General features: G+C 30.8%; 12 protein-coding genes. All 12 read left to right on the top strand.

The features are described 5' to 3' along the window. Window positions 1-64: 64 nt before the first annotated feature. Window positions 65-301 carry a hypothetical protein gene (locus MR285_RS02305; protein WP_169967704.1) on the top strand — a complete coding sequence of 79 codons (237 nt, stop codon included), beginning with the start codon at window positions 65-67 and terminating at the stop codon, window positions 299-301. Window positions 302-766: 465 nt separating this feature from the next. After that, window positions 767-1,489, top strand: coding sequence for an NfeD family protein (locus MR285_RS02300; protein ID WP_293557620.1), 723 nt, complete (start codon window positions 767-769; stop codon window positions 1,487-1,489). An 8-nt stretch (window positions 1,490-1,497) separates the two neighbouring features. Beyond that, on the top strand, window positions 1,498-2,490 hold the full coding sequence (gene floA / locus MR285_RS02295) for a flotillin-like protein FloA (protein ID WP_293557618.1): 993 nt from the start codon (window positions 1,498-1,500) through the stop codon (window positions 2,488-2,490). Continuing rightward, entirely contained in the window at window positions 2,490-3,110 is a 621-nt protein-coding gene (locus tag MR285_RS02290; protein ID WP_293557616.1) for a hypothetical protein, read from the top strand. Before floA ends, MR285_RS02290 begins: the two co-directional genes overlap by 1 nt. An 81-nt stretch (window positions 3,111-3,191) precedes the next feature. Further along, window positions 3,192-4,205: a PhoH family protein gene (locus MR285_RS02285; protein WP_293557615.1), complete on the top strand. Its 1,014-nt coding sequence runs from the start codon at window positions 3,192-3,194 to the stop codon at window positions 4,203-4,205. Continuing rightward, complete coding sequence (ybeY, locus tag MR285_RS02280; protein ID WP_293557613.1) at window positions 4,205-4,651, top strand: rRNA maturation RNase YbeY; 447 nt, start codon at window positions 4,205-4,207, stop codon at window positions 4,649-4,651. The genes MR285_RS02285 and ybeY overlap by 1 nt, the downstream gene beginning before the upstream one ends. Before the next feature lie 4 nt (window positions 4,652-4,655). Further along, the gene (locus tag MR285_RS02275) at window positions 4,656-5,363 is read left to right on the top strand and encodes a diacylglycerol kinase (protein WP_169967696.1); all 708 of its coding nucleotides are present in this window, start codon (window positions 4,656-4,658) and stop codon (window positions 5,361-5,363) included. After that, window positions 5,364-5,777, top strand: coding sequence for a cytidine deaminase (locus MR285_RS02270; protein WP_293557609.1), 414 nt, complete (start codon window positions 5,364-5,366; stop codon window positions 5,775-5,777). Further along, entirely contained in the window at window positions 5,764-6,669 is a 906-nt protein-coding gene (gene era / locus MR285_RS02265) for a GTPase Era (protein ID WP_293557607.1), read from the top strand. Before MR285_RS02270 ends, era begins: the two co-directional genes overlap by 14 nt. Then, window positions 6,653-7,357, top strand: coding sequence for a DNA repair protein RecO (recO, locus tag MR285_RS02260; protein ID WP_293557605.1), 705 nt, complete (start codon window positions 6,653-6,655; stop codon window positions 7,355-7,357). The genes era and recO overlap by 17 nt, the downstream gene beginning before the upstream one ends. A gap of 10 nt (window positions 7,358-7,367) precedes the next feature. Continuing rightward, the gene (locus MR285_RS02255) at window positions 7,368-8,252 is read left to right on the top strand and encodes a glycine--tRNA ligase subunit alpha (protein WP_293557603.1); all 885 of its coding nucleotides are present in this window, start codon (window positions 7,368-7,370) and stop codon (window positions 8,250-8,252) included. Further along, window positions 8,245-10,314: a glycine--tRNA ligase subunit beta gene (gene glyS / locus MR285_RS02250; RefSeq protein WP_293557601.1), complete on the top strand. Its 2,070-nt coding sequence runs from the start codon at window positions 8,245-8,247 to the stop codon at window positions 10,312-10,314. Before MR285_RS02255 ends, glyS begins: the two co-directional genes overlap by 8 nt. Window positions 10,315-10,317: the final 3 nt, after the last annotated feature.

Below are 10,317 nucleotides of genomic sequence, written 5' to 3'. Positions count from 1 at the left end.
GAAAATAATAAAAGACCAAGGAAGAAAGTTAAATACAATTATCAATGTTATTTGAGGTGATAAAATGAAAAAAGAAGATTTATTAAGAAAATTAGGAAGTAGAAAATTTTGGGCTTGCATTAGTGCAGTTGTAATTGCACTTGTTGCATTTTTTAATGCTCCAGCAGAAACAACAGAAAGAATTGTTGCACTCATTAGTGCCATTGGAGGTTTATGTATCTATATGTTATCTGAAGGAATTGCAGATTCAAAACCAAGTGATGTGACAAATTATATTGAAACAAAAGATTTTAAAGAATAATAAAATTTTTTAAGCCTGAAGATTTATTTCTCCAGGCTTATTTTTTTATGTATAAATATAGATAAGGTCAGATTATTAGAGATCCATTTTACATTATTGTTTATTAATTCTAAATTGAAATTTTGTATCCACTTTTGTAGTCCACTTGTATATTTAAAAGCTACTGTAACAATGCTATTGCAATGTGTGTAAGAAATAACTTTTTGGGTTCAAGTTCCCACCTTTAGCACCATATCGTGTATCATTATCGTTATTATGCGAAATTGATGCACGATTTTTTTATAAAATTTTCTGTATAAAATTAAAGGATTTTAAATTAAATGAATTTTATAGAAAAATTTTAATATTTAAAAATACAAATTATTTTAATTTTAGTTTGAAAGAGAAATTTTACAATATATTAAAATTTTTTTCGATTATTGATAAAATATTATGGGTAAATACTTTCTAGAAAAGGAGGTCAACTTGAAAAATTTAAAAAAATGTTTTTACGCTCTTCCATTTTTAATACTATTTACAAACTTTGTATACGCAGTAGGGGAAAGTAATTTTATAGAAAGTATTTTTTCCAATGATTATATTTTTACAATTTTACTTATCATTGCAATTGTGAGCGCTGTTTTTGAAATTTTGACGCCAGGTTTTGGCTTAGGCGGAATTATTTCAATCCTTTCCTTTGTAATATTCTTTTGGGGAAATATCACAATGGGAAACACTAATTGGTTTGAGATTTTGTTGTTTGTCTTGGGACTTTTATTGATTGGTTTTGAGATAATGATTCCAGGTTTTGGTGTAGCAGGAATAAGCGGAATACTTTCAATATCAGCGGCTATTGTTTTATCTATGAAAGATATTTACTTTGCTATTTTTTCTCTTGCGATTGCCCTTGTAATTGCAATTGTCTTAGGATTTATTCTTTTGAAAAAGGGAATAGACTCTGAAGTTATAAATAGACTTAGACTTTTTACAGAAAGTTCAACTGAAAGAGGATATGTATCTGTTAAGAGCGAAGAGGTAAAAGTAGGAGATGTTTTAATAACTAAGACGGCTTTAAGGCCAACTGGTTATGCCACTTTTGAAGATAAAAAAATTGAAGTTATTTCAGATGTTGGCTTCATTGGAAAGAATGAATCGGTTATAGTAGTTAGAATTAGCGGCGCAAGAGTTTTCGTCGAAAAAAATATTTAGGAGGATTTATGAATATTTATCCCTTTGGAAGCATTGTAGTTATTGTATTAATTTTTATAATTATATCAATATTTTTGTCCTTTGTTCCTATTGGACTATGGGTTACGGCATTTTTTTCTGGTGTCAAAATTAAAATTTCAGAACTTATTGGTATGAAACTTAGAAGGGTTAAACCTTCAAGGATTGTTGTTCCTGCTATTAAGGCAACTAAAGCTGGTTTAAATCTTGAAATTTCTAATCTTGAAGCACACTATCTTGCTGGTGGTAATGTAAATACTCTTGTAGATGCACTTATTGCGGCACAAAGAGCAAACATTCCCCTACAATTTGAAAGAGCTGCAGCAATTGATTTAGCTGGTAGAGATGTTCTTGAAGCGGTACAAGTTTCAGTTAACCCAAAGGTTATTGAAACGCCAAATATTTCTGCAGTTGCTCAAGATGGTATTGAAGTAATTGTTAAGGCAAAGGTAACTGTTAGAGCAAATATTGAAAGGCTTGTCGGCGGTGCAGGTGAACAAACTATTATCGCAAGAGTTGGTGAAGGAATTGTAACGACTGTGGGCTCATCTCAAAGTTACAAAGCAGTTTTGGAAAATCCAGATTCAATTTCTAGAGTTGTACTTGACAAGGGTCTTGACTCAGGTACTGCCTATGAAATTTTATCTATTGATATTGCAGACGTAGATGTTGCAAGAAATATTGGTGCAAGACTTCAAACTGATCAAGCAGAAGCTGATAAGAGAATTTCAGAAGCTAAAGCAAGTGAGAGACGTGCTATGGCTCTTGCTCGTGAGCAAGAAATGAAGGCTGAAGTTGAAGCAATGAGGGCAAAAGTTGTGGAAGCTGAATCACAAGTTCCTATTGCAATGGCGGAAGCTTTAAAGAGTGGAAACTTAGGAGTCTTTGATTATTACAAAATGAAAAATATAAATTCTGACACTGATATGAGAAATTCTATTTCAAAAATTTCTGACAAGAATCAAAAAAAGGAAAATAAATAATGAATCCTAATTTTAGTATTCTCATAACAATATTTTCTTTAATGCCAGCCATAATTTTTGTGATAATTTTTAAAATATTATTAACCATTATGAAGCGTGGGAAAAGAAAATTTACTGAAGATATTCACGAAGAAAACAGAAAGTTTCACGGAGATAGAAAATTAGATACAGATACTCTAGCTAGTGAAATAAAAAGAATAATCAATGAAGAGAGAGAAAAAGAAAAGAATAAAAAGAATTCTAAAGGAGAATCTAAAAAAATAAAGGAGAATATTTTAATAGATAAAGATCCAAAACTTTTTCAAAAAGAATTAAAGGAAAAACTTTTAGAGAGTAGAAAGTTAAAAAATCAAGATAAAAAGAATTCTAAAGAAGAAAATTTGTCGGAAACTTACAATCTTGAAAACACTTATAATTTGTCAAAAACTTATAATTTAGAAAAGGACAGTGACAAAATAATTGACAGTGAGTTTATTAAAGAATGTGAATCTGACCAAATTTTTTATGAAGATGAAAGTAGTGAAAATATTAATCTTAATTTTTTAGATTTTGGTGTAGAAGATTTGCCGAAAATAATTGTTTATAAGGAAATTTTTGACAAACCTTTAAGTCTTAGATAAACAAGGGCTTGCTTTTCATAATCTATGGAAAAGTGAGCCTTTTTGTGGTATTATAATAATCACGTTTAAGGGGGTATATATTTGGCAAAAGTGGAAAGGTCCATTGATATTAATGATATAAATTTATTGTCAATTGTTTTTGGAAAATTAGATGAAAATATTGGTTTAATTGAGAAAGAATTAGATGTATTCGTTAAATCTAAAAACGACAAGGTTTTAATATATGGAGAGGAAGAAAGGGTTGAAGATGCTTTAGTTTTAATAAATAATTTAATTGAAACTGCAAAGAAACAAAACAGCCTAAGTCTTTCCGATGTTAGATATTCTATTTCTTTAATTAAAAATAATGAGAAAAGACCAGTATCTGAGCTTTTAAAGGACACAGTAGTTTATACTTCTATGGGTAAACCCATAAGGGCAAAAACTCTCGGTCAAAAGAGATATATTGATAACATTAACAATAACGACATTGTATTTGGAATTGGACCTGCGGGCACTGGGAAAACTTATCTTGCAATGGCAGCGGCAGTTCGTGCCTTCAAGTCAAAGGAAGTAAATAGAATAATCTTAACTAGACCGGCTGTCGAGGCTGGAGAAAATTTGGGATTTTTGCCGGGAGATTTGCAAAATAAGGTAGATCCATATTTAAGACCTCTTTATGATGCTCTCTTTGAAATACTTGGTCATGACACGTACAACAATTTATTTGAAAAGGGACTTATTGAAGTCGCACCTCTTGCTTATATGAGAGGTAGGACTTTGGATTCTGCCTTTGTAATTCTTGATGAAGCTCAAAACACAACAAATGAGCAAATGAAGATGTTTTTAACTCGTCTTGGATATGGTTCTAAGGCAATTATTACTGGCGATGTTACTCAAATAGATTTACCTCGTGGCAAGCAATCAGGACTTAAAACTGTTCTTAGAATTCTTGCTGGAGTTAAGGGAATAGGAATTACTTATCTTAATAAAAATGACATTGTTAGACATCCCCTAGTTCAAAGAATTATCGATGCCTATGAAAAATATGAAAAAAATAACGAGAAGGCGGAAAAGTTAATAGAAGATAAAAAGTCAAAGAGTTGGGGAAAATAATGGAAGTTTATTATGATGACAGACAAGAAGATATAGAAATAACTGAAGAAATAAAAAACTTAATTGAAAAATCCATTGCTGCAGTTCTTAAAATTGAAGAACTTGACGAAAATGTAGAAGTTTCAGTTTCTTTTGTTGGAGATGAAGAGATAAGAAGATTAAATAGTGATTACAGAGGCATCGACAAAAGTACAGATGTCCTATCTTTTCCCATGGATGATGAATTTATTATAGACAATAGAATTTTAGGAGATGTTATAATAAATACAAGAAGAGTTATGGAGCAAGCAGAAGATCTAGGTCATTCCAATGAAAGAGAGTTATCTTATCTAACAGTTCATAGCATACTTCATCTTTTAGGTTATGATCACATGAAGGATGAAGATAAAAAAGAAATGAGAGAAAGAGAAAAACTTGCAATGAAGGAGCTTTCAATTTACAGGTGATTTTATGAAAAAAGGACGTTTTATATCTTCATTTAATTATGCAGTGCAGGGAATCATTTCTGTGTTAAAAACAGAAAGAAACATGAAGTTTCACTATCTTGCAGCACTTGGAATAATTATTTTATCTCTCTTTTTTGACATTTCATCTACTGAATTTTTATTAATGCTATTTGCAATTACACTCGTAGTATTTGCTGAGATGATAAATACTGCTATTGAAAGGACAATTGACCTAGTTGTTCAAGAGTATAATCCAATAGCAAAATATGTAAAAGACGTATCAGCTGGTGCAGTTTTAATAACAGCAATCAATGCAATAGTAGTAGCTTATTTAGTTTTTTACGACAAATTTGCATCTTTTGGAGACTTACTTTTGTTTAAAATAAAAAATATGCCAAATCACTTGGCTTTTGTGTCCCTACTTATAATTATAATTGCAACAGTTGGTGCAAAACTTTTAATGGCTAAAAAGAGTGGAGGTACATATTTCCAAGGTGGAGGACTAAGTGGACATTCTGCAATTTCTTTTTGTGCAGCTACAATTATAACTATGATTGCAGAAAATTCTCTTGTAACGCTATGTTCCTTTGGACTTGCGTTTTTAGTTGCTGAAAGTCGTGTTGAAGGTAAAATCCATAAAGTTTCAGAAGTGGTCGTTGGTGCAATACTTGGAATATGTGTTGCCATATTTGTATTTAAGGTAGTTGGTTAAATGGAATATAATAGATTAATAGAACTTGCTATAAAGGCAAGAGATAACATGACATATACGCCTTACTCACACTTTAATGTGGGATGTGCAGTTGAAATGGAAGATGGGTCAGTTTATTCTGGCGGAAACATTGAAATTGCTTCCTATTCTCCAACAAATTGTGCAGAGAGGACTGCGATTTTCAAGGCGGTTTCTGAGGGCAAAAGAGAAATAAAAAAAATTGCCGTAGTCGGAGATAGCGACTACACTTTTCCCTGCGGAGTATGCAGACAAGTTATTCGTGAATTTTCAAAAAATCCTGAAATAATAATTGCAAACTCTACGGAAGATTACAAAGTTTACGGAATTGAGGAAATTTTACCTCATTCCTTTGGTCCAGAGGACCTTATGGGAGATGAAAATGACAGAAAATAATTTTAAATCAGGATATGTATCTGTAGTGGGCAGACCTAATGTTGGAAAGTCAACTTTATTAAATGCTATAATTGGTGAAAAGATTTCAGCCATATCTTCAAAGCCACAAACTACAAGACAAAACATTACTTTTATTCACACAGATTATAATTCACAAATAATATTTTTAGATACGCCGGGAATACAAAGGCCAAAAAATAAGCTTGGTGAATTTATGCTTACCGAATCAAAGGAAAGCATAGAAGATGCTGATGTAATAACTTATATTGTGGACACTTCAAAGAGAATTGGAAAAGCCGAAAGATCAATTATTGACATTTTGAAAGAATATGAAGGCATAATTCCAATAATTTTACTAATTAACAAAGTTGACACAATAAGAAAAGATGAACTTTTAGAGATTATTTCAATGTATGCAAAGGAAGAAATTTTTAATGAAATTATTCCTATTTCAGCAATGAAAAACGACGGAGTTGACCTTTACTTAGAAACTTTAAAAAAATATTTAAAACCTGGTCCAATGTACTATCCAGATGACATGATTACAGATAAAAATGAAAGGTTTATTGTATCAGAAATAATTAGAGAAAAGGGACTAAAATACTTAAATGAAGAAGTTCCCCATGGTCTTGCCATTTCAATCGAGAAATTTAAAAAGAGAGAAGATAAAAACATTTATGATATCGAAGCAAATATTTATGTGGAAAGAGATTCACACAAGGGTATTTTAATTGGAAAAGGTGGATCAATGTTAAAGACAATTGGAACTGAAGCAAGAGAAGATATCGAAAAACTTTTAGATGCGAAGGTTAATCTACAAATTTGGGTAAAAGTTGAAAAAAATTGGAGAGAAAGAGAAAACTTGGTAAAAAGATTTGGCTACGACAAATAATTACACCTTGGGAATTGTCTTAAATGAAATGGAATTTGGCGAGAGCTCGAAAATTATTAGGGTTTTTACTAGAAATTATGGGAAAATTTCCATAATGGTAAAGGGAGCTATGACTCCAAAGTCCAAAAATTTAGGAGTTTCACAAGTTTTTGGCGTAAATGAATATCTTTTGAAAAAGGGACAAAACTTTTTTTATATTGGCGATGCAAAAATTGTAGAGTCTAATTTTAAAATTAGAGATGATTATTATAATTTAATTTATGCATCAATTCTCCTTGAGATTTTAGAAAAATCTTCTATTCGTGGTGAGGCTAATGAAAGAGTTTTTGACCTAATGAGAAAATCTCTAAACTTTTTTAACTTTACAAAGGATCCAATTTCACTTGCTATCGCCTTTGAACTAAAATATTTATCCTTTATAGGTTATAGGCCTAAGCTTGATATAAAAGAAAAATCTTATTTTTCTGTAAGAGAGGGAATTATAGATTTTCAAGATCCCTATTCTTTTTCTCTATCGAGAAGGGATTTAGTTTACTTAAACAAACTACTTTATAATAAGTTTGAAGAGCTGGAAGACATGGAAGAAATTGATGTGAATAGAAAAAAATATTTGCACAATATTATTATAAAATATATAAAATACAATTTAGACATAAGCAGTTTTAAGTCAGATAGGCTGTTTAATTAAGGAGGAAAAAATGTATTTCCAAGATTTAATTATGACATTGGAAAATTATTGGAAGGAAAAGGGAGCAATTATAATGCAACCTTATGACACTGAAAAGGGTGCAGGAACTATGAATCCTAACACTTTTTTGAGATCACTTGGACCTGAAGAATGGAAAGTAGTATATGTTGAGCCTTCAAGAAGACCTGCAGATGGTAGATATGGAGAAAATCCAAATAGATTATATCAACATCATCAATTGCAAGTTATTTTGAAGCCATCTCCAGAAGATGTTCAACAACTTTACCTTGATTCACTTTTCGCAATTGGAATTGATCCTAAAAAGCACGATATAAGGTTTGTTGAAGACAATTGGGAATCTCCTACACTTGGTGCTTGGGGTCTTGGCTGGGAAGTTTGGCTTGATGGGATGGAAGTTACACAATTTACTTATTTCCAACAAGTTGGAGGAGTGAACCTTGACCTTGAAAGTGCAGAGCTTACTTATGGACTTGAAAGAATTGCAATGTATCTTCAAAATGTTGAATCTGTTTATGATATTCAATACAACGAAAATATAACATATGGAGAGGTATTTAAAAAGAATGAATATGAACATTCTAAATATGCCTTTGAACTTGCAGATGTCGATATGCTTAGAAAACTATTTGATATGTACGAAGCTGAAGCAAATAGAGTAATTGAAGAAGGAATAGTAATTGATGCTTATGACTATACTCTTAAATGTTCTCATACTTTTAATTTATTAGATGCAAGAGGAGCTCTTTCTGTTTCTGAAAGAACAAGTTATATTCAAAGAGTTAGAAATCTTGCAAGAGTTGTTGCAAAGACACATCTAAAACACAGAGAAGAAATGAACTATCCCCTTATCAACAGAGGTGAAATAAATGAATAATTATTTACTAGAAATCGGAGTGGAAGAGTTGCCTTCAAGATTTGTCAATATGGCAATTGAGCAACTAAATGAAAAATCAAAAAAATTATTAGCTGAAAATGAAATTGGTTTTAAAAATGTAAAAGTTTATGCAACTCCAAGAAGACTTAGCCTTATTATTGAAGATTTAGATGAAAAGCAAAAAGACATACAAAAGGAAGTAAAAGGTCCTTCAGTTAAAATTGCCTACGATGATGACAAAAAACCTACAAAACCTCTTTTAGGTTTTATGAAGTCACAAAACATCAGTGAAAATGATTTAGTAATCAAAGAACTCAAGGGAACGGATTATGTTTTTGCAAATATTTCATCAATTGGAAGAAAATCCTCAGAAATTTTGGCTGAGATTATGCCTTCATTAATTAGAGATATTAATTTTCCAAAAAATATGCGTTGGGGTGGCAAAAATATTAGATTTGCAAGGCCAATAAGATGGATTGTTTCACTTTTAGGCGATGAAGTTGTTCCTTTTGATTTTGAAGGAATTTTTGTAGGGAATAAGACTAAGGGACATAGATTTCTAGGTTCATCAGAAATAATTATAGATAAAGTTGAAAATTATGAAAAATTACTTGAAGACAATTATGTAATTTTAGATCAAAATAAGAGACGTGAAATAATAAAATATGAATCAACAAAAATTGCCAAATCCCTTGGTGGAGAAATTCATGAAAATGAAGATCTATTAGAAGAATTAACATATATTGTTGAGTATCCAACGCCAATAAAGGGAAGTATCAAGGAAAAATATTTAACTCTTCCAAAGGAAGTTGTAACAACTACAATGATTGATCACTTGAGATTTATTCCAATTTATTCACAAGATGATGAGCTTTTGCCATATTTTATTACAGTTAGAAATGGTACTAAGGATTATGAAGACATTGTAATTGCTGGAAACGAAAAAGTTTTAGGTGCAAGACTTGAAGATGCAAAATTCTTTTACGAAGATGATATTTCAAAGCCTCTTGAAGACTATGTAGATAATCTTAAAGGAGTATTATTTAACGACAAGTTAGGTTCTATGTTTGAAAAAGAAAAAAGAGACGGCGTAGTTGCAAAGAAAATTGCAAAATCTCTTTCTTTTGCAGATGAAGCTATTGAAGCGCTTGATAGAGTTGCTCATCTTTCAAAAGCTGACTTAACTACAAAGATGGTAATAGAATTTACTGAACTTCAAGGAGTAATGGGAGAAATTTATGCGCTAAAATCTGGCGAAAAAGAAATTGTTGCAACAGCAATTAGAGAACAATATCTTCCTAAATTTGCAGGAGATACACTTCCAGAATCAAGTGTGGGTTCAATTTTCTCACTTGCTGATAAAATCGATACAATAGTTGGACTTTTTGCAATTGGAGAAATCCCTACGGGCTCAACAGATCCTTTTGCATTAAGAAGATCTGCAATTGGAATTATAAATATAATTAGAAAAACTGGATGGAAATTTAATTTAAATGAAGTAATAGAAACAAGCCTATACGAATATATTAATGATTTAGGACTTACATTTAATCACGAAGAAGTAATAGCAAATGTAAGGGAATTTTTCTTTGGAAGAATTAAGACAATGCTTCAAGAAGAAGGAATAAGATATGACATCATAGATTCTGTATTAATTCCTGACAGTGAAATTTATAATATATTTGAAAAAGCTAAAGAATTAAATGAATGGTTTAACGAAGATAGATCAAATTTTGTCGATGCTTACAATAGAATTAACAATTTGACTAAAAACGTGGACTTTTTAGAAGTAAAGGAAGAACTTCTAAATGAAGATGCAGAAAAGAATCTTTACAACAAATTTGTAGAAACTAATAGCAAATTTAAAGAAGCACTTTCTTCTGAAGATTATAAAGAAGCAATGGATGCTCTAAATGATTTAGTTCCAGCTATTGATGCTTTCTTTGAAAATGTAATGGTAATGTCAGAAGACGAAAAAATTAGACAAAATAGACTTGCGTTAATTAATAGTATTGAGGAAAATATTCAAGAAGTATTAAAAATAGAAAATGTTGTAGAATAGGTC

Source organism: Peptoniphilus sp., assembly GCF_022767005.1.
Lineage (GTDB): Bacteria > Bacillota > Clostridia > Tissierellales > Peptoniphilaceae > Peptoniphilus_A.
Note: the sequence above shows the minus strand (reverse complement) of the source record. Positions and strands in the feature narration are given on the sequence as shown.

Coding starts and splice junctions, on each gene's coding strand:
- MR285_RS02305 (WP_169967704.1), top strand. CDS start 65: ATGAAAAAAGAAGATTTATTAAGAAAATTAGGAAGTAGAAAATTTTGG.
- floA (WP_293557618.1), top strand. CDS start 1,498: ATGAATATTTATCCCTTTGGAAGCATTGTAGTTATTGTATTAATTTTT.
- MR285_RS02290 (WP_293557616.1), top strand. CDS start 2,490: ATGAATCCTAATTTTAGTATTCTCATAACAATATTTTCTTTAATGCCA.
- ybeY (WP_293557613.1), top strand. CDS start 4,205: ATGGAAGTTTATTATGATGACAGACAAGAAGATATAGAAATAACTGAA.
- MR285_RS02275 (WP_169967696.1), top strand. CDS start 4,656: ATGAAAAAAGGACGTTTTATATCTTCATTTAATTATGCAGTGCAGGGA.
- MR285_RS02270 (WP_293557609.1), top strand. CDS start 5,364: ATGGAATATAATAGATTAATAGAACTTGCTATAAAGGCAAGAGATAAC.
- era (WP_293557607.1), top strand. CDS start 5,764: ATGACAGAAAATAATTTTAAATCAGGATATGTATCTGTAGTGGGCAGA.
- MR285_RS02255 (WP_293557603.1), top strand. CDS start 7,368: ATGTATTTCCAAGATTTAATTATGACATTGGAAAATTATTGGAAGGAA.
- glyS (WP_293557601.1), top strand. CDS start 8,245: ATGAATAATTATTTACTAGAAATCGGAGTGGAAGAGTTGCCTTCAAGA.